The sequence below is a fragment of the Alistipes finegoldii DSM 17242 genome (assembly GCF_000265365.1).
Classification (GTDB): Bacteria; Bacteroidota; Bacteroidia; order Bacteroidales; family Rikenellaceae; genus Alistipes; species Alistipes finegoldii.
On sequence record NC_018011.1, the window covers coordinates 2,854,645 to 2,876,594 of the forward strand.

Annotated in this window: 18 protein-coding genes and 1 pseudogene; 14 read left to right on the plus strand and 5 right to left on the minus strand. The window is 60.2% G+C overall.

The window, feature by feature from the left end:
- The first annotated feature begins 3 nt into the window (after positions 1-3).
- The 3 genes from lgt to ALFI_RS12345 are packed head-to-tail and all read left to right on the plus strand — an operon-like array spanning position 4 to position 2,434.
- Positions 4-873 (plus strand): prolipoprotein diacylglyceryl transferase, encoded by an 870-nt coding sequence (lgt, locus tag ALFI_RS12335; protein ID WP_014776049.1) that lies wholly within the window; start codon positions 4-6, stop codon positions 871-873.
- Positions 870-1,949: a hypothetical protein gene (locus ALFI_RS12340; RefSeq protein WP_014776050.1), complete on the plus strand. Its 1,080-nt coding sequence runs from the start codon at positions 870-872 to the stop codon at positions 1,947-1,949. The genes lgt and ALFI_RS12340 overlap by 4 nt, the downstream gene beginning before the upstream one ends.
- Entirely contained in the window at positions 1,949-2,434 is a 486-nt protein-coding gene (locus tag ALFI_RS12345; RefSeq protein ID WP_014776051.1) for a GtrA family protein, read from the plus strand. The genes ALFI_RS12340 and ALFI_RS12345 overlap by 1 nt, the downstream gene beginning before the upstream one ends.
- Before the next feature lie 25 nt (positions 2,435-2,459).
- On the opposite strand, the pseudogene ALFI_RS12350 reads toward ALFI_RS12345, so the two are convergent.
- Together ALFI_RS12350 and uvrB are read right to left on the minus strand one after the other, a co-directional pair.
- Positions 2,460-2,672: pseudogene (locus ALFI_RS12350) on the minus strand (TIGR04076 family protein); the annotation flags it as partial.
- Positions 2,659-4,734: an excinuclease ABC subunit UvrB gene (gene uvrB, locus ALFI_RS12355; protein ID WP_014776053.1), complete on the minus strand. Its 2,076-nt coding sequence runs from the start codon at positions 4,732-4,734 to the stop codon at positions 2,659-2,661. The pseudogene ALFI_RS12350 and the gene uvrB, both read right to left, overlap by 14 nt.
- 168 nt (positions 4,735-4,902) lie before the next feature.
- Here uvrB and dnaG point away from each other — a divergent pair, with 168 nt between their 5' ends.
- The 5 genes from dnaG to ALFI_RS12380 all read left to right on the plus strand — a co-directional run bounded on the left by dnaG (position 4,903) and on the right by ALFI_RS12380 (position 9,668).
- Positions 4,903-6,876: a DNA primase gene (dnaG, locus tag ALFI_RS12360; RefSeq protein ID WP_009596976.1), complete on the plus strand. Its 1,974-nt coding sequence runs from the start codon at positions 4,903-4,905 to the stop codon at positions 6,874-6,876.
- A 207-nt stretch (positions 6,877-7,083) separates the two neighbouring features.
- A complete protein-coding gene (gene smpB / locus ALFI_RS12365) occupies positions 7,084-7,548 on the plus strand; it encodes an SsrA-binding protein SmpB (RefSeq protein WP_039939792.1) in 465 nt (154 codons plus the stop codon).
- Positions 7,545-8,321 (plus strand): Cof-type HAD-IIB family hydrolase, encoded by a 777-nt coding sequence (locus ALFI_RS12370; RefSeq protein WP_009596973.1) that lies wholly within the window; start codon positions 7,545-7,547, stop codon positions 8,319-8,321. The genes smpB and ALFI_RS12370 overlap by 4 nt, the downstream gene beginning before the upstream one ends.
- 57 nt (positions 8,322-8,378) lie before the next feature.
- Positions 8,379-9,086, plus strand: coding sequence for a tRNA (adenosine(37)-N6)-threonylcarbamoyltransferase complex dimerization subunit type 1 TsaB (gene tsaB / locus ALFI_RS12375; protein ID WP_014776055.1), 708 nt, complete (start codon positions 8,379-8,381; stop codon positions 9,084-9,086).
- Positions 9,087-9,101: 15 nt separating this feature from the next.
- Positions 9,102-9,668: a hypothetical protein gene (locus tag ALFI_RS12380; protein ID WP_009596965.1), complete on the plus strand. Its 567-nt coding sequence runs from the start codon at positions 9,102-9,104 to the stop codon at positions 9,666-9,668.
- 117 nt (positions 9,669-9,785) lie between these two features.
- On the opposite strand, the gene ALFI_RS12385 is transcribed toward ALFI_RS12380, so the two are convergent.
- Positions 9,786-12,401, minus strand: a complete 2,616-nt coding sequence (locus ALFI_RS12385) for a glycoside hydrolase family 31 protein (protein WP_014776056.1) — start codon at positions 12,399-12,401, stop codon at positions 9,786-9,788.
- 115 nt (positions 12,402-12,516) lie between these two features.
- Positions 12,517-13,998: a DNA recombination protein RmuC gene (locus ALFI_RS12390; protein ID WP_014776057.1), complete on the minus strand. Its 1,482-nt coding sequence runs from the start codon at positions 13,996-13,998 to the stop codon at positions 12,517-12,519.
- Positions 13,999-14,178: 180 nt separating this feature from the next.
- On the opposite strand from ALFI_RS12390, the gene ALFI_RS12395 reads away from it, so the two are divergent.
- From ALFI_RS12395 to rpe, 4 genes are all read left to right on the plus strand, one after another.
- Positions 14,179-15,747, plus strand: a complete 1,569-nt coding sequence (locus ALFI_RS12395) for a DUF4836 family protein (protein ID WP_014776059.1) — start codon at positions 14,179-14,181, stop codon at positions 15,745-15,747.
- Positions 15,748-15,814: 67 nt separating this feature from the next.
- Positions 15,815-16,462: an ATP-binding cassette domain-containing protein gene (locus ALFI_RS12400; RefSeq protein ID WP_009596981.1), complete on the plus strand. Its 648-nt coding sequence runs from the start codon at positions 15,815-15,817 to the stop codon at positions 16,460-16,462.
- Positions 16,459-17,655, plus strand: a complete 1,197-nt coding sequence (locus ALFI_RS12405) for a hypothetical protein (RefSeq protein WP_014776060.1) — start codon at positions 16,459-16,461, stop codon at positions 17,653-17,655. The genes ALFI_RS12400 and ALFI_RS12405 overlap by 4 nt, the downstream gene beginning before the upstream one ends.
- 146 nt (positions 17,656-17,801) lie before the next feature.
- A complete protein-coding gene (gene rpe, locus ALFI_RS12410) occupies positions 17,802-18,452 on the plus strand; it encodes a ribulose-phosphate 3-epimerase (protein ID WP_009596956.1) in 651 nt (216 codons plus the stop codon).
- Here the strand turns inward: rpe and ALFI_RS12415 are convergent.
- Positions 18,442-19,002, minus strand: coding sequence for an HD domain-containing protein (locus ALFI_RS12415; protein WP_009596952.1), 561 nt, complete (start codon positions 19,000-19,002; stop codon positions 18,442-18,444). The genes rpe and ALFI_RS12415 overlap by 11 nt on opposite strands.
- Before the next feature lie 154 nt (positions 19,003-19,156).
- On the opposite strand from ALFI_RS12415, the gene abc-f reads away from it, so the two are divergent.
- Positions 19,157-21,130: a ribosomal protection-like ABC-F family protein gene (gene abc-f / locus ALFI_RS12420; RefSeq protein ID WP_014776061.1), complete on the plus strand. Its 1,974-nt coding sequence runs from the start codon at positions 19,157-19,159 to the stop codon at positions 21,128-21,130.
- A gap of 62 nt (positions 21,131-21,192) precedes the next feature.
- Positions 21,193-21,924 carry a 23S rRNA (guanosine(2251)-2'-O)-methyltransferase RlmB gene (gene rlmB / locus ALFI_RS12425; protein ID WP_009596975.1) on the plus strand — a complete coding sequence of 244 codons (732 nt, stop codon included), beginning with the start codon at positions 21,193-21,195 and terminating at the stop codon, positions 21,922-21,924.
- The last annotated feature ends 26 nt before the right edge of the window (positions 21,925-21,950 follow it).

The following is a 21,950-nucleotide window of genomic DNA, read 5'->3' on the forward strand; positions in this document are numbered from 1 at the left end:
AATATGATACAACCGCTAAGCATCGTCTGGGATTTCAATCCGGTGTTTTTTTCCATCGGGTCGCTCGACATCCGTTATTACGGCCTGATGTGGGCGCTGGCAATCCTGATTGGCGCCAAATTCTTCGATAATTTCTGCAAACGCGAGGGACTTCCGTCGAAAGTCTCCGAGTCTATATTCATATACGGTACGCTGGCGACGATCCTCGGCGCACGTCTGGGGCACTGTCTGTTCTACGACCCGATGGAGTACCTGAGCAGGCCGTGGACCATCATCACGGGCTTCCGCGACGGCGGCATGGCCAGCCACGGCGCCGCCATCGGCCTGCTGATCGGTCTCTGGCTCTTCTCGCGCAAGAACAAGCTGCCTTACGTCTGGTCGCTGGACCGCATTATGATCGCGGTGGGTATCGGCGGCGCCGTCGTGCGTCTGGGCAACCTTTTCAATTCGGAGATTTTCGGCATGGCGACGACTCTGCCGTGGGGTTTCGAGTTCGTCCGCTCGGCCAAATGGGTGAACGAGTTCGCCCCGGCGGCGGTGCATCCGACCCAGATTTACGAAGCGCTCTGCTATCTGGCGACGTTCGGTCTGCTCTGCTGGCTCTATTATGCGAAAGACATGGCCCGCCGCCGTCCGGGCATTCTGTTCGGCATCGGACTGATCGGCATCTTCCTGACGCGCTTCTTCATCGAGTTCATCAAGACCGAGCAGGAGGCGTTCGAACAGGGATGGCTGCTCGACATGGGACAGTGGCTGAGCATTCCGTTCATTCTGCTGGGTATCTATATGATTTACCGGGGTGCGACGCAGCCGGAGGTGGTTCCCGTTGTGCCGAAATCCCCGGCTGCAACTGCCAAAAAGAAGAAAAAATGAGTAATTATCCGATGGTAAACGAGATCAACCGTCTCGTCGGCGACCTGCTCGCCGAGGGCGGAGAGGTGTTCCTGCCGGGTGTGGGATCGCTCTATACGGAACGCCGCGGCGCGCGGCGCATTTCGCGGCGGAGCGTGTTGCCGCCGAGCCGGGCCGTGTCGTTTACCTCGCAGGAGCGGGGCGTGTCGCTGGTCGCTGAAATCTCCGGCGCCGTGCAGTGCGACGCCGCCGAAGCGCAGGATGTATACGACCGCTGGCTGGCCCGCACGCTCGAAAACGGCGTGCTGACGATCGAGGGCGTCGGCGTGCTCAAACTCAAACATTTTACGCCCGATGCGGCGTTTGACAGGCGACTCAATCCGCAGGGGCGTGAGCCGGTGCGGATAAAACCCGCCCGCAAGTTCGACTGGGCCTTGTGGATCGGCATCGCGGCGATTTTGGTCGCCCTCGGTTTCGGGGGGTATGAGTTTCTGAAGCTCTATGACGAAGGCCCGGAGGAGATCGCGCAGACAACCGGTATTCCGGGACCGGATACAAACGCCGGCGCCGCGCCGGCTGACAGTCCGGCCGCGATTCCGGCTGCTGCGGATTCCGGTGCGACGACCGGACCGGCGGCATCTGCGTCCGGTGCGGACGCCGCAAAGGCCGCGGGCACGATGGCCGACACTGCATCGGGGACGAACGCCGAAACGCGATCGGAACCCGCTGCGTCCGGAGCGAATGCCGGCACTGCCGCCTCGTCGGTTGGCGGTCAGGGGAGTGCTCCTGCCGGGCAGAAGGATGTTGCCCCGGCGAAACGCCCTGAAACCCGTTCCGCAGGGACGGCCGATGCGCCCGCATCGCTTGTTTCGGGCCGCCGTTATGTCGTGCTGGGAGTGTTCAGTACGCCCGAAAATGCGGCCCGCGCCGTCGATGCGGCGGCGGAAAAGGATCCTTCGGTGCGCTGCGGAATCTACCGTTTCGGGACGAAATTCATGGTTTCGCCGTTCGAATCGGCCGATACGGAGGCATGTGCGCTCTTCGTCCGCAATTACAGCGACCGGTTTCCGGGCCTTTGGACCTATACCGCCCGTTGATGCGCATTTCCGAGCTGATAATCCGTTTCATCGACTGGTTCTACCGCAAGCCCGTCGCGGCGATCCTGCCGCGGCAGACGTTCCGTTATGTCGTTTGCGGCGGTGCGAACGTGGCGTTCAGCTGGGTGTGTTACTTTCTGGTTTATAATTTCGTCCTCGATAAGGAGCAGCTGGACCTCGGTTTCGTGGTTGTCTCTGCGTATGTCGCGACGATGCTGCTGATCTTTCCCTTCACGTTCTTCACCGGGTTCTGGCTGAACCGCTATGTGACATTCCGTCACTCGCCGCTGCCGACCGGGACGCAGTTGTTCCGTTATCTGCTGTCGATCGGCGGCTCGGTGGTCGTGAATTATGTCGGACTGAAATTTTTCGTGGAGTTCTGCGGCTTGTGGGCCACGCCGTCGCAGATGCTGGCGACTTTCGTCACGATGATCTACAGCTATCTGGCCGCCAAATACTTCACCTTCCGCCATGCGGAGGTCTGACGCCCCTCCCCGATCCTTACTCTATTATAACCTGCCCGGCGCCGTGGGAGAGGGCGAACACGTATTGGTATACGGCTTTCCACGCTTCGTCGCAAAATCCTGCGGGCTTTGCGTAATCGGCGTAAAATACCTGCCCTTCGTGCATCATGGGACACTTCGTGAACCCCGCCCCGGCATATTGGCGGGCGAGGTCCTCGTGGATCGTCGTTTTGAGAATGGTGATTTTACAGCGTTTCATGGTGTGCTGTTTTGCGGGAATTTCCGTTGCCGGTCTCTTCCCTGAGTTTTTGCAGTTCGTACATCCGGTCGCGGAATTTCGCCGCGGCGAGGAAGTCGAGCGACTTGGCCGCACGCTCCATGTCTTCGCGCGCCTTGACGATCAGCGCATCGAGGTTTTCGCTCGCGGCATAAGTCTTCTGCACGTCCGCCGCAGCCATGTAATGATCCTCGGCGATGGGGTAGACCGCCGCGATTTCCGGTACGTCGGTCCGCGTGGTCAGCAACGTGCTCTGTCCCGAACCGCTTCGCTGTGCGCGGCGCGGCAGCATGCCGTGCTCCATGTTGTAGCGCACCTGCTTCTCGCGGCGGCGGTTGCTCTGCTCGATGGCGTAGCGCATCGAATCGGTGCAGGTGTCGGCATAGAGGATCACGTTGCCCTGTGAATGACGCGCCGCACGTCCCGCGATCTGCGTGAGCGAACGCACGTTGCGCAGGAATCCCTCCTTGTCGGCGTCGAGGATCGCCACCAATGCCACTTCGGGCAGGTCCAGACCTTCGCGCAGCAGGTTCACGCCCACCAGCACGTCGAACATGCCGGCCCGCAGGTCCTCCAGAATCTGTATGCGCTCCAGCGTATCCACGTCCGAGTGGATGTAGCGGTTGCGCACCCCCACGCGGTCGAAATATTTGGACAGCTCCTCGGCCATCCGCTTGGTGATGGTCGTCACGAGCACTTTGTCGTCGTTCTTCACCCGCTTGTCGATCTCTTCCAGCAGGTCGTCGATCTGGTTCATCGTTACGCGCACTTCGAGCGGCGGATCGACCAGCCCCGTGGGGCGGATCAGCTGCTCGACGATCACGCCTTCGCTCTTCATCAGCTCGTAATCCGCGGGCGTCGCGCTGACGTAGATCGACGTGCCCTGCAGCTGTTCGAACTCGGCGAAGGTCACCGGACGGTTGTCCTTGGCCGCCGGGAGCCGGAACCCGTACTCCACGAGGTTCTCCTTGCGCGCGCGGTCGCCGCCGAACATGGCGTGCACCTGCGGGATGGTCACGTGGCTCTCGTCCACGACCAGCAGGTAGTCTTTCGGGAAGTAGTCGATCAGGCAGAACGGACGCGTACCCTCGCTGCGGCCGTCGAAGTAGCGCGAGTAATTCTCGATGCCGGGGCAGTAGCCCAGCTCCTTGATCATCTCGATGTCGTATTCCACGCGCTGTTTGATGCGCTGGGCCTCCATCGGCCGCCCGGCCCGCTCGAAGAATTCGATCTGCCGGCCGAGGTCGAGGTATATCTGCTGTACGGCGCCGTTGATGCGCTCCTTCGTGGTTACGAAGAGACTCGTGGGGTAGAGCGTCAGGTTGTCGAGCGAATGGATGCGCTGTCCCGTCACGGGGTCGATGGTCTGGATGGCTTCGATCTCGTTGTCGTAGAACATCACGCGGAAACACTGGCTGCCGAACTCTCCGAACGCCGCCATGATGTCCACCGTGTCGCCGTTCACGCGGAACGTCGCAGGCTCCAGCTCCCGCTCGGTGCGGGTGTAGAGCGCTTCGACCAGCTTGTAGAGGAAGTGCTTGTAGCTGACGATCTGTCCGACCTTGATGTCGATCGCCGTGGCGTGGAAATCCGCGGGATTGCCCGCGCCGTAGAGACACGACACGCTCGACACGACGATCACGTCGCGGCGCCCCGACAACAGCGTGGCGACGGTGCGCAGACGCAGTTTCTCGATCTCGGCATTGATCGAAAGGTCTTTTTCGATATAGGTGTCCGTCGAAGGCAGGTAGGCCTCCGGCTGGTAGTAATCGTAGTAGGAGACGAAATACTCCACGGCGTTTTCGGGAAAGAAGTTCCTGAATTCGCCGTAAAGCTGCGCCGCGAGGGTCTTGTTGTGGCTCAGGACCAGCGTCGGCCGGTTCAGCTGCGCGACGACGTTGGCCACGGTGAAGGTCTTTCCCGAACCGGTGACGCCCAGCAGGGTGTTGTGTTTGGAGCCGTGGCGGATCGAGCCGACGAGCTGTTCGATCGCTTCCGGCTGGTCGCCCATCGGGGCGTAATCCGATACGAGTTTGAAATCCATAGGACAAAAATAACGATAAAATCCGAAATAAATTGCGGCCTGAGCGAATACTCGTTTAAAATACCCGTATTCGGGCCGGGTGCGGCGCCGTCGCCTTTTTACGGGAATTTTGCGCCGAGGGGCCCGCTCTTCCGCTCCTTTTCCCGAATTATTCCTATCTTTGCAGGTATGATTGACAGGGAAACAGTAGACCGCATTTACGCCGCCGCCAATATCGTGGATATTATCGGCGAATACGTCACGCTCAAACGCAAGGGCGTGAACTATCAGGCCTGCTGTCCGTTCCATAACGAGAAGACCCCTTCGTTCGTCGTCTCGCCCTCGAAGGGCGTCTACAAGTGCTTCGGCTGCGGCAAAGGCGGCAACGCCGTCACTTTCCTGATGGAGCACGAGAACATCACCTATCCCGAAGCCCTGAAGATGGTGGCCAAGCGCTACGGCATCGAGGTCAAGGAGAAGGAGATGACCGACGAGGAGGTGCGCCGCAACGACGACCGCGAAAGCATGTTTGCGCTCAACGGCTGGGCTGCCGACTATTTCGCCGATTACCTCCACCACGAGACCGAAGGCATGAGCGTGGGCATGACCTATTTCCGCCAGAAGCGCGGCATGGCCGACGCCACGATCAAGAAGTTCGGTCTCGGTTTCTGTCCGGCCAAAGGCGACCGGATGTCGAAAGACGCACTGGCGGCGGGGTATAAGAAGGAGTTTCTGGTTGCGACGGGACTTTCGCTCCAGCGCGAGAGCGACGGATCGCTCTACGACCGTTTCCGCGACCGCGTGATCTTTCCGGTCCACAATATTTCGGGCCGCATCGTCGCTTTCGGCGGCCGTACGCTGCGTACCGACAAGACGGTCGCCAAGTACCAGAATTCCCCCGAAAGCGAGATATACAGCAAAAAGCGGGAGCTTTACGGACTTTATTTCGCCAAAAAGGCAATCCAGCAGCTCGACTTCGCCATCATGGTCGAAGGATATACCGACGTGATTTCGATGCATCAGGCCGGTGTCGAAAACGTCGTCGCTTCGTCCGGCACTTCGCTTACGACCGAGCAGATACGCCTGCTGAACCGCTTTACGAAGAATATCACCGTCATTTACGACGGCGACTCGGCGGGTATCCACGCTTCGCTGCGCGGTATCGACATGATCCTCAAGGAGGGCATGAACGTGCGCGTGGTGCTGCTGCCCGAACCCGAAGACCCCGACTCCTTCGCCCGGACGCATACGGCCGCCGAACTGCAGGAGTATATCCGCGCCAACGAGCAGGATTTCCTTGCCTTCAAGGCCAGACTGCTGCTGCAGGACGCCGAGGGCGACCCGATCAAGAAGGCGGCCCTTATCGGCGACATGGTGCAGTCGATCGCGCAGATTCCCGATCCGATCCAGCGGTCGGTTTATATCAAGGAGTGCGCCCGCATCATGGACATCGACGAGAACATCCTCATCTCGGAGGTGGCCCGCAAGCGCATGTCCACCACAGGGGACCGCGAGACGGACGAATTCGTCCGCCGTCAGACGGCCCAGCGGCGCGCCGAAGTGCGGGAGCCGGAGGTCGAGTTTGTGAAGCAGGTGCAGGCCGGCAGCAGCGTCGAGGCGCTCGAACGCGAACTGGTGAAATACCTGCTGAAGTACGGCCACTGCTCGTTCGACTTCAAAGAGGGGCGTACGATGGTGGCGTGCAACGTCGCCGAGGTGATCTTCATGGAACTTGACAGCGACGGACTCTCGTTCAGCAACCCGCTGTACGACAAGATTCTGGCGACCTACCGGGAGCAGTGGAAGCTGCTCGGCACCGGAGCGGAGGTGCCGGCGCACTTTTTTCTGAACCACCCCGATCCGGAGGTGTGCAACGTGTCGGTGGACATCCTCACGTCGGACGACAATTATGTTCCCAGCGAGTTGTGGCGGCGCAAGGAGATTCATATCGACACCGATGCCGAGATGCTGGCCGTGGGTGTGCCGAAGGCCGTGACGCTCTACAAGTCGAAGGTGATCGAGGGCTATATCAAGGAGTGGCAGGCCAAACTTGCCGACGAGAGCCTGACCGAGGAGCAGCAGAACGAGGTGATCCAGCGGCTGGCCGGCTTCAACAAGGTGAAGGTGACTATTGCAAGGAAATTGCAGCGGCTGATCTTGTAGCCGCCGGAATAATATATGTGGTGTTTTGAATTTTTAACGAAAAAAGGGGCGGGTATCGGGTCGTACACGTATCACTACGCATACCGTGTGCAAACAGAAAATAAACAGAAAGATGTGTAAAACATATCAAAGATAAAAGAATTAGTTACCTTGACCGATTCCCACCCCTGCGAATAAATGGGCAATTATTGTGCCGTTTCCGAGTATATGAGTGAACAGAAAAATATAAATATCCGCAACAAGCGCGCGACGTTCGACTATGAGATTCTGGAAGAGTACGTTGCGGGCGTCGTATTGGTCGGCACCGAGATCAAGTCGATCCGTGCGGGCCGGGCTTCGCTGACCGATTCGTTCTGCTATTTCGACCGCGGCGAGCTTTGGATCCGCGGCGTCAATATCGCCGAGTACGCGTGGGGCACCTGCAACAACCACACGCCGCGCCGCGACCGCAAGCTGCTGCTCAACCGCCGCGAGCTGGACAAACTCCAGCGCGCCGGACAGGACAAGGGCCTTACGATCGTGGGCCTGCGCATGTTTCTCAACGAGCGCGGGCTGGTGAAGATCGTCATAGGACTTGCCCGCGGCCGCAAAACCTACGACAAACGCGAATACCTGAAGGAAAACGACGCCAAGCGGGAGATCGACAAGGCGATGAAAAACTACAGACGATGATACGGGCGATTTTTCTGGATGTGGACGGGACGCTGATCAGTTTCAGTACGCATGAAATTCCCGCTTCGGCGCGCCGGGCATTGACGCAGGCGCATGAGCGCGGCGTACGGCTCTTTATCGCCACGGGGCGCGCCGCGAACGATCTCGGACCGCTCGAAGGAATTCCTTACGACGGCGTGGTGTCGCTCAACGGCGCCCGTTGTGTGGCCAACGACGGGCGTGTCGTCAGCCTGCATCCGATTCCGCGGGCCGATTTCGAACGCGCTTTGGCGCTCTCCGAGGAGCAGGACTTTGCAATGGGGCTGGAACTGGAGGAGGGCGTTTTCGTCAATCGCGTGACGCCCGACGTCAAGCGGGTCGCGCATATGGTGGCGCATCCGGTGCCCGAACAGACCGACCTGCGCGAGCTTTTCGGCCGGGTCGAATGCTGTCAGCTCTGCTTCTATTTCGACGCGGAGACCCAGCGGCGGGTCATGGCCGAGCTGCCGACACTCGTGGCGAGCCGCTGGTGCCCGATTTTCGCCGATGTCAATGTCGCCGGCATCGACAAGGCGACCGGAATGGAGGAGTTTATGCGCAGTTACGGCTTCTCGGCGGCCGAGGTCGCGGCGTTCGGCGACGGCGGCAACGACGTGGCGATGCTGCGTGCCGCAGGAGTAGGCGTGGCGATGGGCAACGCCTGCGACGAGGCGCTGAACGCCGCCGACTACGTGACCGCTTCGGTCGATGACGACGGTATCGCAAAGGCGTTGGCGCATCTGGGGGTGATTTGACGGGGCGGCGCATGCGCCGGCGGGAACGGAAGTTGGTGAGGTAAATTACAAAATCATATGAGTCTTATTCTTTGTATCGAGACCGGCACGGACATCTGTTCGGTCGGTATTGCGAAAGACGGGGAGTTGCTTTCGCTGCGCGAGAGCGACGAGGGGCGCGATCATGCCCGCAAGGTCGGCGTATTTGTCGATGAGCTTCTGCGCGAGACGGGTATTGCGCCCGACGAGCTGGACGCCGTGGCGGTCGGCAAAGGTCCCGGCTCCTATACGGGACTGCGCATCGGCGTGTCGTTCGCCAAGGGATTGTGTTACGGATTGCAGAAGCCGCTGATCGCCGTGGGATCGCTCGACGCGCTGACGGAGGTTGCCCGCGAAGATTACGAAGCGGGTATTCTTTCTGTTTCCGACTGGGACCGTGCGCTGCTCTGCCCGATGGTCGATGCCCGCCGCATGGAGGTTTATGCGCAGGTCTTCGATGCGGAGGGCCGTCCGCAGAACGAGGTTACGGCCGAGGTGATCGATGCCGGCAGCTTCCGGGAATTCCGGGAGCAGGGCCGTCCGTTCGTGATTTTCGGCAGCGGCGCTCGCAAATGCGCCGAGGTGCTTGTCGGCGCCGAGTTCGTCGAGGTGGCCCCTTCGGCCCGCGGTCTTGCGCGGCTGGCCCAGCAGGCGCTCGACGAAGGCCGTACGGAGGATATCGCTTACTTCGAACCTTTTTACCTGAAGGATTTCGTCGTCACGACCTCGAAGAAAAGTCTGTTTTAGTTCCGTTGCCGACATATGACCGAAGCGGAACTGGTAAAGAGTCTTTCGGAGCGGTTCTATTCGGACTTCGCAGATACGGTGGCCCGGCGGGTGCGCGATGCGGGGGCGGTGGAGCTGCTTTATCGGGTGGCGACCTCGCCGTATGCTAACCTGCCGAAGCCTGCGAGACACAAAGCGGCTTTCCGGAGCGCCTATGTGCTCGAAAAGATCTATTTCGCCGCTCCCGATGCGTTCATGCCCTTCGCCGGAGCGTTCTGCGACAGGGACTTCCCCGCTTGTACGGACCGGAGCGCGCAGCGCCATTTCGCAAAGATCATGGCCGACCTGCTGGGACGTTATACGCCCGATTCCTCTTCGCTGGAGCGGATCGCCGAGACGGCGGCGCAGTGGGCCGCCGATCCCGGCACGAAGGTCGCGGTGCGGATCTGGGCCGTCGAGGTGCTGAAACACTGCCGTGAGCGGGTCGGCTGGGTAGCGGAGGCGTGGGACGATCTTGTCGAGACGATGGCGCACGGCGCGACGCCGGGCATCGAATGCCGGATGCGCAAGAGCTGGAAGCCGGGCCGGAGCGACAAAGCCTGAAAAAATAATCCGGGATTAATTCGGACCCGGGATGAGTCCGGAGCATGTAATACCTCGGAAAACAAAAATCCCCGTGAACTTGCTTCGCGGGGATTTTTGTTGCGGTATGTCGTCCGGTTATTTCACGCTGCCGATCACGGCCTTCAAGCGCTGCTTGAAGTTGTCGCCGATAATGGTCATGGAATCGGTCTTTTCGAACAGTGCGGCCTTGTTCTTCGCATAGGCTCCGATGAATTCGGCGATGCGGAACGGCTCTTCGAGGATGAAGTTGGGGCACTGCGAAACGCGCAGGTACTCTTCGGGCAGCATCAGGTAGGGTTCGCTGTGGGCGCCCTGCTCGGTCTTGAATTCGACGGTCAGGTCGAGACAGCGTTTGAAGACGCCGCTCATGCCGTACAGGTCGGCCTGATGCGCCGTCGCATAGTCGTCGAACGCGAGTTCGATCTCCACCGGAGCGTCGCAGGCCGTCGTGCCCGTGTAGATCACCGGTGCGAGCGTGTAGCCGTCGTAGGTCCACTCCCCGGCCTTCGGAAAGCGCGAGTAGGCCAGTTCTTTGCCGTTGACCTTTACAGACTTGGGCGGGAAGACGGCCGGGAAGCGCAGCTCGTAGCTGCGGTTGTCGGACGCGCCCGCAAACGAACCCTCGCGGGGCGAAATGCGTACGCGCACCGTGTTGCCCTCCTGCTTTTTGCTGACTGTTGTCACCGCGTAGTTCGTCTTGTACTGCTGGCTCATGCCGTCGTCCTCGTAGTGGCGCAGCTGCCCGTCGCCGCCCGGAATGAAGGTCAGCACCAGCGTATCGCACGGCTGCTGGAGGTTCTTCACCGTAGCCGGGTTCATCGGAATGATCGAACCTGCTTTTGCATAATGGGGATTCTCCGCCAGCGTGTAGTGCAACTCTTCGGTGCGGCCGCCTTCGTACATCGAGCCGGTCGCGCAGTCGAACCACGCCCCTTCGGGGAACCAGATCGTGCGGGGGGCCAGACCCGTTATGCTGTCCACCGGCTGGGTGATGGTCGTGGCGAGAATGTCGTTGCCGAACATGAACTGTTCGGGCGTCTCGTACGCCTTGTCCGATTCGGGATAGTCGTAGTACATCGGGCGGCACATGCCGACGCCCGTGTCGTAATTCTCGCGGGCCGCATTATAAATATAGGGTGCCAGCGTGTAGCGCAGGCGGATGGCGTCGCGCATGAGGAACATATGGTCGGGAAAGCACCAGATGCAGCGTTCGATGCGCGGGTCTTTGGTCGAATGGGTTTTGAAGATCGGAGTGAATACGCCGTATTGCAGCCAGCGCGTGTAAAGTTCCGGGTCGGTCGCCTTCTGTGTCTTGTGGAACATGTGGCCGCCGATGTCGTGGCCCCACCAGCCGTAGTTGACGTTCGAAGCCGTAGCCGTGAAGTAGGGCAGGTAGGCGAGCATGGGCCATGTGGCGTAGGTGTCGCCCGAAAATGCCAGCGGATAGCGGTGGCTGCCCAGCCCGCCCCAGCGGTGGTAGATGAAGGGGCGCAGTCCGGGGTTCTGACGCTCCGCATGGTTGAAGAAGGTGTGGTTGAGCCAGAAGGTGTTCGACAGTCCGGGGGTGTATTTCGACTCTTTCCACTGCTGCCAGTCGAGCCACCAGAAGTCCACGCCGTCGCGTTCCATCGGTTCGAGTACGGTTTTGAAATAGGCGTCGGCCCATTTCCGTTCGTCGATTTTGAACGGTACGCTCTTGCCTTTCTCAGACCATCCGTATTCCTTGGTAAAGTCATCGTATACAGCCTCGTAAGGTTGGATACCTGAAGCGGGATGGAGGTTGAGCGCCACCTTCAGCTCTTCGTTCTCGGTCCACTTGAGGAAGTTCGCGGGCGAGGGGAACAGCTCCTTCTGCCACGTGTAGCCCGTCCAGCCGATGCGCTGACCGTATTCGTCCTTCGGCGAATTGCTCTTGCGCAGGCCCCATGTCTCGTGCCAGTCCATATCGACGATCAGCACGTCGATCGGCACGTCCATCGACTTGAGTTTGTTCACCAGATCGACGAATTCGTTGTCCGAATACTGCCAGTAGCGGCTCCACCAGTAGCCCAGCGTATATTTCGGAGGCATCGGCGCGCGGCCGGCGACGAGCGCGTAGTCGGCCAGCGCCTGTTTGTAGTCGTGTCCGTAGGCGAAGAGGTAGAGGTCCTGACGGTCGCCTTCGGGACGCGCTTCGATCCACTCTTCCCATTCGGAACCGTCGGGCGTCAGCACATGACGCTGCGAATCGTCGATCAGGGACCAGCCCGCGCGGGAGAGGATGCCCTGCTCCATCGGCTCCTTGAGTTTCGAACCGTCGGCGCCGTCGAGCGTGCGGGTCGTGCCCAGCAGGTTCTGCGGATTTTCCATGCCGGGAGTCCAGACCACCTCCTTGCCGTTGAGCGTGAATACGGCTTTCAGGTTTTTGTCGCTGAACTTGCCGTTCTTAAGATACGTAAGCGTCAGCGCCGGGGTCGTGATCGTGAGTTTCGATTTGCTTTCGCGGACCTTGAATTCGGGAACCGGAGTCTCGCGATTGACGAACGTCAGCGTCGCACGGTCTTCGAATTGTCCGTCGGCACTCCACTCCATACGGATCAACTGCGGTGTGAGCACCGTAAACCGGGCGTTTCCCGAAGTTACGACGGCTTTGGCGTCGGCCTTCGGGTTGTCTGCGATTGCAGGCGACAGCGTGCAGGCGAGCGCTGTCAAGAGGACAAGAAATCGTTTCATCTTTATTTGATTAGCTTGGTTACCGGGTAAAGGTACGCAATTCGGAACGAATCCGCAAATATTTTTCTTTCGAAACGAAAATTATTGGTTTCGGAAAGCAAGTTTTGCCGGAGGGCTATTGCGCCGTCGTATCGGTCGCAGCGGCTTTCGCCGCGGATTTTGCAGCAGTTTCCGCCGCGGATTCCGTTGCGGAGAGGGCCGCCGGGTCTTCGTCGGCTCCGGCGATTTCGAGCGTGCGGGCCGAATGGCGTTTCTTGGTTTGCAGGCTCGCCGTTTTGCGCAGCCGTTCCCCGACGCGGACGATGTTGTCGTTGCCCGTGCAAAGCCGCTTGTGGGCGTCTTCGTATGCGTCGCGGGCCTTGTCGAGCGCGGTGCCGACCCCTTCGAGCGAAGAGGTGAAGGCTACCAGCTGTTCGTAGAGTTTCAGTCCGCAGGCGGCGATCTCCTTGGTGTTCTTGTCCTGATCGTTGTATTTCCAGAGGTCGGCCACCAGCTTGAGCAGGGCGAAGAGGTTCGTCGGCGAGGAGACGATGACTTTCCGGTCGTAGGCGTCCGCCCAGATCGCCGGATCGTTCTGCAGGGCGGCGAGGAATGCCGGTTCGTTGGGTATGAACATGATGACGAAGTCGGGCGAGTTGAGCCGCCGCTGGTACTCCTTGCGGCCCAGCTCGGCGACGTGCTGGCGCACCGAGGCCACGTGCGCTGCGAGGTGACGGCGGCGCTCCTCCTCGCTTTCGGCCGAGGTGTAGCCGACGAACGCCGTGAGCGAAACCTTCGAGTCGATGACGATGTCCTTCTTTTCGGGCAGGTGCAGCACTACGTCGGGGCGCAGGTTGCGGCCCTCCTCGTCCTTGATGTTGTATTGGGTCTGGTAATGTATGCCTTTGATGAGGGCCGAGCTGTCGAGGATGGTTTCGAGCAGCATCTCGCCCCAGTCTCCCTGCACCTTCGAGTTGCCTTTCAGCGCGTTGGTGAGGTTGGTCGTCTCGGCCGTGATGCGGCGGTTCAGCTCCATGAGGTTTTTCAGCTCGGCTTTCAGCTCGCCCCGCTGCGAGGTCTGCGTGGTGTAGATCTCTTCGACCCGCTTGCGGAAGTCGGTGATGTTGTCGCGGAAGGGTTTCAGCAGACTGTCGATCTGCTCCTGACTGGTTTGGCGGAAGCGCACCGAGTGTTCGCCCAGAATTTCGGTCGCGAGGTTTTTGAACTGCGCCCGGAAGGTCTCCTCCAGCTTTTCGCGCTCGGCCTTCTCGGCCGCACGCTCCTCGGCGTTTTTCGCCCGCAGCGACGCGAGTTCCGTCTCGGACGAGGCCCGGAGCGCCGCCAACTCCGCTTCGGTGCGGGTCCGCTGTTCGGTCAGTGCTTGTGCCTGCGCTTCGTACCGCTGGCGAAGCTCCCTTTCGGCCGACACGGCCTGCTCGGCTGCGGCCAGCCGGGCTTCGGCGGCCGAAAGACGGGCGGCGGCGGCGCGTTCGCGCGCTTCGGCGTCGGCGTTCGACGCGCCGAGACGGCGGGATTCCCGGTGCCAGAGCAGCAGGACGATGGCGAGGATGGCTGACAGGCAGCAGATTGTCAGTATGAAAAGCGAGATCGGGGTCATGGCTTGTGCGGTAATCTATTCCATGCAAAAATAGCAATTTATTCCCGGAAAACGAGCCGTTCGGAGCGCATGCGGAATATTTTGGCGCCGAATGCGAATTTATTTGCCTGAAACAGCGTGCGGTTTGCCGATTTTTTATAGTTTTGTTCCTTAATCGGATTCATTTTAAATTTGAAGCATATGAAGAATTTCTTACGACCTTTGAAGCTGGTCTGCCTTGCGGCGGCGTCCATGCTGATTGTTTCCTGCGGCAGCGGCGCGGATTACCGCAGCATCCTGCCCGCAGACTCGTTTATGACCGTGTCGGTCAATCCCGCATCGCTGATGCAGAAGTGCGAAGCCGGCGATTTGGACCAGCATCCGCTTTATGTCCGGATCAAGGCCGAACTGGATAAAGACCAGAACCTCTCCGCCGAGGAGAAGGAGTACCTGCTCGCCTTGTTGAAGAATCCGGGCGAATCGGGTATCGACGTGAAAAAGGATTTCTTCTTCTTTGCGGCGATGGAAGGCACTGTCGATGCTCCCGTTATGCGGGGCGGTCTGCTGCTGCCGATCGGCGACAAGGCCAAATTCGACGCTCTGCTTGCGCGGATCAACGAAAAGAGCGGTGTCGCGCCCGAAACCAAGGGCGGCGTTTCGGTCGTCGATCTGGGTAAAGAGGGCGATGCCGGCGTTTTGTGCGCCTACAACGACATCGCGTTCATGGTCTATTTCGTGCAGAACGGCGTTGACGATCTGGCCGGCGACGTGCGCAAGCTGTTCGCCCAGCAGAGCGGCGAGAGCCTGATGGGCGACAAGGCCGTTGCGGAGCAGCTCGCCCGGAAGAACGACGTCAACATGGTGCTTTCGTACGGTGAGATACTCCCCATGATGAACAATCCGATGCTCAGCTCGATGCCCATGATGGATGCGCTGAAGGGGGCGACGATGGTCGGTTCGGTCAATTTCGAGAAGGGCCGGATCGTTACGGAGGCCGCCGTGTCGTACAAGGACAAGGAGAGCGAAGCCAAGATGATGGATTTCTATGCCTATGTCAAGCCCCAGACCGGAGCGCTGCTGCGCTATGTGCCGGCCGCTTCGATCGGCGCGATGTCGCTGGGACTCAACGGAGAAAAGCTCTATTCGATGCTTTCGGCGATGCCCGGTTACGGCATGCTGATGGCAAATCCGATGGTCAAGCAGGTGATGGAACCCTTCGACGGCGACTTCCTGCTTTCCTTCTCAGGAATGGGCATCGACGGCAAATATCCCGTGGCGTCGATGCTGGCGCAGGTGAAAGACCCGGCCGTGCTGCAGACGATCGTCACCAACTTGGCCGGCATGCCGGTTCAGCAGACCGCCGAGGGTGAATACACGTTGAACATGGGCGGCGTGACGATCCTGTTCGGCGTGAAGGGCGACGTGCTCTACTGCACGACCGACGCGGTCGTGAAGATGGCGCTCGACGGCGGCGAAATCGCGTCGATGGAGTCGATGGATAAGATTTTCAAAGGTCAGTCCTCGACCTTCTACCTCGATTTCGAGGGGCTGAACGCGATGATCGCCCAACTGCTCGGCGGCAATGTCACTCCGCAGGCGGAAGCGGCGCTCTCCGTGCTCGGCATGTTCGACGACATGGAAGCCTATGGTACGATGAAGGGCGGCACGATGATCGTAAACATGGTGGACAAGGAGCAGAACTCGTTCAAGACCATTTGCGGCAAGACCGGCGAGCTGATTCGTCAGTACGTGCCGGAAGCGAATTTGTAATATCCGTGGAAACAGAGAAAAGCGGCCGTCCTCGAAGAACGGCCGCTTTTCCTGAAACAGATGATGTATGGAGTCGATTACTTTGCAGCAGGTGCTGCCTGACGCCTTTGCGGGCAATCCGGAGCCGCCGAAATCGGACTTGTGGCTGCATGACGTGACATTCCGCAAGGGGGAGTATTATCTGGTCGAAGCCGCTTCGGGAACCGGAAAGTCTTCGTTGTGCAGTTTTCTGTACGGGGCCAGAACCGACTATGCGGGCCGCATCCTGTTCGACGCTGCGGACTGCCGGACGCTTTCCGTGGCGCAGTGGGGCGAACTGCGCCGCCGGTCGCTGAGCATGCTCTTTCAGGACCTGCGTCTGTTCGGGGAGCTGACCGTGGCGGAGAATCTCGCGCTGAAGAACGAACTTACCCACTTTTTGACACCGGACCGGATCGAGCGCCTGCTCGAAGCTGCGGGGATCGCCGGCAAGCGGGATACTCCGGCCGGGAAGCTCTCGTTCGGACAGCAGCAGCGCGTCGCATTCATCCGCTGTTTGTGCCAGCCCTTCGATTTCATCCTGCTCGACGAGCCGGTGAGCCATCTCGACGCCGCCAACGGGGAGGTGCTCTCGGCGTTGCTGCTGGAGGGCGCGCAGGCGCAGGGAGCGGGAGTGATCGTCACCTCGGTCGGCAGTCGGCTCCGGCTGCCGTACCATAAAATCTTTACGTTATGAGGTTGCTTTGGAAATTGCTGCGCTGTCATCTGAGCATGGCCCAGACCGTCGGATTCACTCTCGCCGGATTGGTCGGCATGGCGATCGTGCTGACGGCTTTGCAGGCATACCGCGACGTCCTGCCGGTTTTCGACCGGCCCGATTCGTTCATGCGGGGCGATTATCTGGTGCTGTCGAAGCAGGTCGGGGCGCTTCAGGCGATCGGACTGGGCAGCAGCGACTTTACGGCTGAAGAGCTGGCCGACCTGCGGGCGCAGCCCTTCGTGCGCGAAGCCGGGGCCTTCACGCCTGCCGATTACCGGATAAAGGGAACGGTCGGCATGGGCGGCGTGGAGCTTTCGACCTACCTGTTTTTCGAGTCGGTGCCCGACCGCTTCCTCGACGTCGGGGCCGAAAATTGGGATTACAAGGCCGGGGACAGGGACATCCCCATCATCATTCCGCGCAACTACCTGAACCTCTATAATTACGGATTCGCCCGGTCGCAGGGACTGCCGCAGATATCGGAAGGCATCTTCCGCCGGGTCTCACTCGGCATCGAGATTGCGGGTAACGGACATCGGGAGCAGTTCCGCGGGCGGATCGTCGGGTTGTCCAACCGTTTGAATACGATTCTGGTGCCCGATGCGTTCATCCGCTGGTCGAACGGGCGCTTCGGGAGCGGAGCCGCGAAACAGCCGGCGCGGATTATCGTCGAGACTGACCGTCCGGTCGATGCGGCCGTGACGGATTACCTCGCCCGCAAGGGCTATGAAGCCGAGGGGGACCGCCGGGACGACGGCAGGGCGGCCCGTTTCCTGCGGATCGCCGCGGGCGGCGTGGCCGGCGTGGGACTGGTGTTCAGCGCGATGTCGTTCTATATCCTGATGCTGAGTATCTTCCTGCTGTTGCAGAAGAACAGCGGCAAAATGGAGAACCTGCTCCTGCTGGGATATGCCCCCTCCCGTGTGGCGCGCCCCTACCAGCTGCTGACGCTCGGACTGAATCTGGGCGTGCTGTGCGTGGCTCTGCTGGCGGTGTGGCTGGTGCGTCTCTGCTATTTGCCCTCGCTGGCCGCCCTGCAGGAGGATTACCGGCCTGCGGGATTGGGGCTTACGGTTTTGTGCGGCGTTGCGCTTGCGCTTCTGCTTTCGTTGTTCAACGGGGCGGCGATCCGCCGGAAAATCAATAGCCTGAATCGGGTGAGGCGCTGAGGCGCGGCAGTCCGGGCGGTTTGTCCGGAAACGCATGGCCGCAGAGCCTGCCGAATTGTATATTCCGCGGCGCAATCCCGCTCCGGAGTGCGGGAATCTGCGAAAAATGACTATCTTTGTCTGTAGAACACGATATTAACCGAGCAATGAACAGAATAGTAGCACCTTCGATGCTGTCGGCCGATTTCGGCCATTTGGAGCGCGATACGCAGATGATCGACCGCAGTGCGGCCGAATGGGTCCATATAGACGTGATGGACGGTGTTTTCGTGCCGAATATCTCTTTCGGATTTCCCGTGCTGAAAGCCATTCGCAAGGCGACGGCGAAGTGTCTCGACGTGCATCTGATGATCGTCGAGCCGGAACGTTACGTGGCGCGCTTCGCCGAGGCGGGCGCCGACGTGGTGACGTTCCATTACGAAGCCACCTACAACCCCAAGGGATGTATCGAAATGATCCGCAACGCGGGTGCAAAGGTGGGGGTGTCGATCAAGCCGGCCACTTCGGTCGAGGTGTTGCGCGACATTCTGCCGCAGATCGATCTGGTGCTGATCATGAGCGTCGAACCCGGTTTCGGCGGACAGGCGTTCATTCCCGCGTCGCTCGAAAAGATCGCGCAGCTGCGCGCATTGGCCGACGAGCTGGGGACGGAGACGATCATCGAGGTGGACGGCGGCATTTCGTCGCACAACGCGCACGAGGTTTTCGGAGCGGGCGCCGACGTGCTGGTGGCCGGCAACGCCGTGTTCGGGGCCGAGGACCCGCAGGCCGAGATCGTGAAGATGCTCAACGCCTGACGTGCCGTCCGGTCTCTTCGTCGAGTAGCAGCCGCAGATCGCTTAGCAGTGCTCCGTCGTCGAAGTATTCGCTTCCGTAGGTGAGGTTGAATGCGTAATCGAATCCGGCGGGATTGGCGCCCTGATTGTGCTGGATGATCGTTTCGGCCTTGTCGAGGGCCTTCACCCAGCGTGCCTCCGGCGTCTGGCAGGCTTCGTACTCTTCCCATATTTCCCGTATTGTGGCTCCCGCTTCCGGCGGGAGCAGTCGTGTCAGCCGCTCCATGGCCGCCAGCTCCGAGGCGGCTTTGACTCCGGGCGCGGTCTGCGCAATGGCCGGAACGTCGCCGTCGAAGGCTTCGCCCAGATCGTGAATCAGACACATCAGCACCACCCGTTGCATGTCCAGTTCGGGCCGCTCGCCGGTCAGCACGGCGGCCAGCAGCGCCAGCCGCCACGAGTGTTCGGCGGTGCTTTCGTGCCGTCCTTCCGAGGTGTAGGCGGTGCGCAGTACGTTTTTCAGCCGCTCGGCTTCGCGGATGAAGCGCAGGTATCGGATCAATTTTTCCATGACAGACTTCGTTTCGGATTTCAAAGATAGCGAAAACCGGGAGACAAGGCGGAATTTATTTCGGGCTTCTCCGGGGAGTATCCTATCTTAGGACTTGCAAAGATAGCGATATGTCGGATTAAATCATTAACTTTGCGGTGATTTTACAGATGCCATGATTTCGTTAGACAACCTTACTGTAAGCTACGGGGGCTGGACCCTCTTCGACAATATCTCATTTCTGATCAACCCGAAGGACCGCATCGGTCTGGTGGGCCGCAACGGTGCGGGAAAAACCACGCTGCTGCGCATCATCACGGGCGAACAGCAGCCCACGTCGGGCCATGTGACCCTGAACGGCGAATGTACGATCGGCTATCTGCCGCAGACGATGCGCGTGGCCGACACCACGACGCTGGCCGAAGAGACGGCCAAAGCCTTCGATGAGGTGCTGCGGCTGGAGGCGGAAATCGCCTCTCTGACGCGCGAGATCGCCGAACGCACCGATTACGAAAGCGCCGGATACGAACAGCTTCTGCATCGTCTGAACGACGCGCAGGACCACTACCATATCCTCGGAGGCGACACCCGCGAAGCCGACATCGAAAAGACGCTGCTGGGCCTCGGATTCAAGCGCACGGATTTCGGCCGCGCCACGAGCGAGTTTTCGGGCGGCTGGCGCATGCGTATCGAGCTGGCGAAACTGCTGCTGCGCCGTCCTTCGATCTTTCTGCTGGACGAGCCGACCAACCACCTCGACATCGAGTCGATCCAATGGCTGGAGGAGTACCTGAAAAACTACAACGGGGCGGTGCTGCTCATCTCGCACGACCGCGCTTTTCTGGACAACGTGACCAACCGCACGGTCGAGTTGTCGCTGGGCAAGGTTACCGACTACAAGGTCTCCTATTCGAAATACGTCGTGCTGCGCGCCGAACGCCGGGCGCAGCAGATGGCCGCTTACGAGAATCAGCAGCGGATGATCGAGAAGACCGAAGAGTTCATCGAGAAGTTCCGCTATAAACCCACCAAGTCGAATCAGGTGCAGTCGCGCATCAAGCAGCTGGAGCGGCTGGAGCGGCTCGAAATCGAGGAGGAGGATCTTTCGACGCTCAACATCAAATTCCCGCCTGCGCCCCGTTCGGGACAGATCGTGGCCGAGATCAACGAGGCCGGCATGTCGTTCGGGACGAAGCATGTCTTCAGCGGTGCGAATTTCATCATCGAAAAGGGCGACAAGATCGCGCTGGTAGGGCGCAACGGCGAGGGCAAGACCACGCTGGCGCGCATGCTGATCGGCCAGCTGACGCCGACCGAGGGTTCGGTGCGGCTCGGTGCCAACGTCAATATCGGTTACTACGCCCAGAATCAGGACGACCTGATGGACGGCGAATTTACGGTGTACGATACGCTCGACCGGGTGGCGGTGGGGGATATCCGCACCCGCCTGCGCGATATTCTGGGAGCGTTCCTGTTCCGCGGCGAAGACATCGACAAGAAGGTCAAGGTTCTGTCGGGCGGCGAGCGGGCGCGTCTGGCGATGGCCCGCATGATGCTCGAACCGCGCAACCTGCTGATTCTCGACGAGCCGACGAACCATATGGACATGCGTTCGAAGGACATCCTGAAGAGTGCCATCATGAAGTACGACGGCACGGTCGTGGTCGTTTCGCACGACCGTGAATTTCTGGACGGCATGGTGCAGAAGGTCTACGAGTTCCGCGACGGCGGGGTGAAGGAGTACCTCGGCGGTATCTATTACTTCCTTGAAAAGCGCAAGCTGGAATCCCTGCAGGAGATCGAACGCCGCGACGCTCCGGCAAAACCGGCGGCGAATCCCGCGGCGAAATCCGCCGCGCAGCCCGCTGCGAACAGGGACGCCGCGGCGTCGGGGAAACTGACCTACGAGCAGCGCAAGGAGCAGGAGAAGCAGCTCCGCAAACTGCGCCGGGCGGTCGAGACGGTCGAAGCGGAGCTGGCCGAAATCGAGAAGCAGATCGCGGCGTATGATGCGAAATTCGCCGCCGCGACCGAATACAACGAAGCCGACTACAAGGCTTACAACGACCTGAAAGCCCGCTACGACCACCAGATGCACGAGTGGGAGAAGGCGTCGTACGAACTTGAAATAGTCGAAGAGCAGGGATAGCCTGCTCGGCCGCATCTCCGGTGTGCGGGATAGGCGATTGGAAAACAGTAAATCATACGGATATGGACAATATCATTTTCGGGATACGTCCCGTGGCCGAAGCGATCGAGGCCGGAAAACAGATCGAAAAGCTCTACATCCGCAAGGGCGCCGAGGGGCAGTTGATGTCGGAGTTGAGAGACCTCTGCTTCCGGCATAAGGTGCGTGTGCAGGAGGTGCCGGTCGAGAAACTCAACCGCCTGACGCGCGGCAACCATCAGGGCGTCGTGGCGCAGATCTCGGCCATCGAATATGTCGGGCTGGCCGATATTCTGGAGCGCGTGCCCGAAGACGAAACGCCGCTGGTGGTGATTTTCGACGGGGTGACCGACGTCCGCAACTTCGGAGCCATCGCCCGCTCGGCCGAGTGCGCCGGGGCGCACGGGCTGATTACGCCGCTGAAGAATTCGGCGCCGGTGAACGCCGAGGCGATCCGCTCGTCGGCGGGGGCGCTGACGGCGATTCCGGTCTGTCGCGTGGGTTCGATCCGCAATACGGTCAAACTGCTGCAAACCGAGGGATTCCAGATCGTCGCCGCGACCGAGAAGAGCCGCAAACTGCTTTACGACGCCGATTTCCGCAAGCCGACGGCTTTGGTGATGGGCGCCGAGGATACGGGCATCTCGAAAGAGGTGCTGAAACTCTGCGACGAGCAGCTGGCGATTCCGCTGATCGGCCATATCGAGTCGCTGAACGTCTCGGCGGCCGCCGCCGTGATGCTGTTCGAAGCGGTGCGCCAGCGAATTGCCGAATAATTCATCGAACCGTATAATTGACCGAA

Coding starts and splice junctions, on each gene's coding strand:
- lgt (WP_014776049.1), top strand. CDS start 4: ATGATACAACCGCTAAGCATCGTCTGGGATTTCAATCCGGTGTTTTTT.
- ALFI_RS12340 (WP_014776050.1), top strand. CDS start 870: ATGAGTAATTATCCGATGGTAAACGAGATCAACCGTCTCGTCGGCGAC.
- ALFI_RS12345 (WP_014776051.1), top strand. CDS start 1,949: ATGCGCATTTCCGAGCTGATAATCCGTTTCATCGACTGGTTCTACCGC.
- uvrB (WP_014776053.1), bottom strand. CDS start 4,734: ATGGATTTCAAACTCGTATCGGATTACGCCCCGATGGGCGACCAGCCG.
- dnaG (WP_009596976.1), top strand. CDS start 4,903: ATGATTGACAGGGAAACAGTAGACCGCATTTACGCCGCCGCCAATATC.
- smpB (WP_039939792.1), top strand. CDS start 7,084: ATGAGTGAACAGAAAAATATAAATATCCGCAACAAGCGCGCGACGTTC.
- ALFI_RS12370 (WP_009596973.1), top strand. CDS start 7,545: ATGATACGGGCGATTTTTCTGGATGTGGACGGGACGCTGATCAGTTTC.
- tsaB (WP_014776055.1), top strand. CDS start 8,379: ATGAGTCTTATTCTTTGTATCGAGACCGGCACGGACATCTGTTCGGTC.
- ALFI_RS12380 (WP_009596965.1), top strand. CDS start 9,102: ATGACCGAAGCGGAACTGGTAAAGAGTCTTTCGGAGCGGTTCTATTCG.
- ALFI_RS12385 (WP_014776056.1), bottom strand. CDS start 12,401: ATGAAACGATTTCTTGTCCTCTTGACAGCGCTCGCCTGCACGCTGTCG.
- ALFI_RS12390 (WP_014776057.1), bottom strand. CDS start 13,998: ATGACCCCGATCTCGCTTTTCATACTGACAATCTGCTGCCTGTCAGCC.
- ALFI_RS12395 (WP_014776059.1), top strand. CDS start 14,179: ATGAAGAATTTCTTACGACCTTTGAAGCTGGTCTGCCTTGCGGCGGCG.
- ALFI_RS12400 (WP_009596981.1), top strand. CDS start 15,815: ATGGAGTCGATTACTTTGCAGCAGGTGCTGCCTGACGCCTTTGCGGGC.
- ALFI_RS12405 (WP_014776060.1), top strand. CDS start 16,459: ATGAGGTTGCTTTGGAAATTGCTGCGCTGTCATCTGAGCATGGCCCAG.
- rpe (WP_009596956.1), top strand. CDS start 17,802: ATGAACAGAATAGTAGCACCTTCGATGCTGTCGGCCGATTTCGGCCAT.
- ALFI_RS12415 (WP_009596952.1), bottom strand. CDS start 19,002: ATGGAAAAATTGATCCGATACCTGCGCTTCATCCGCGAAGCCGAGCGG.
- abc-f (WP_014776061.1), top strand. CDS start 19,157: ATGATTTCGTTAGACAACCTTACTGTAAGCTACGGGGGCTGGACCCTC.
- rlmB (WP_009596975.1), top strand. CDS start 21,193: ATGGACAATATCATTTTCGGGATACGTCCCGTGGCCGAAGCGATCGAG.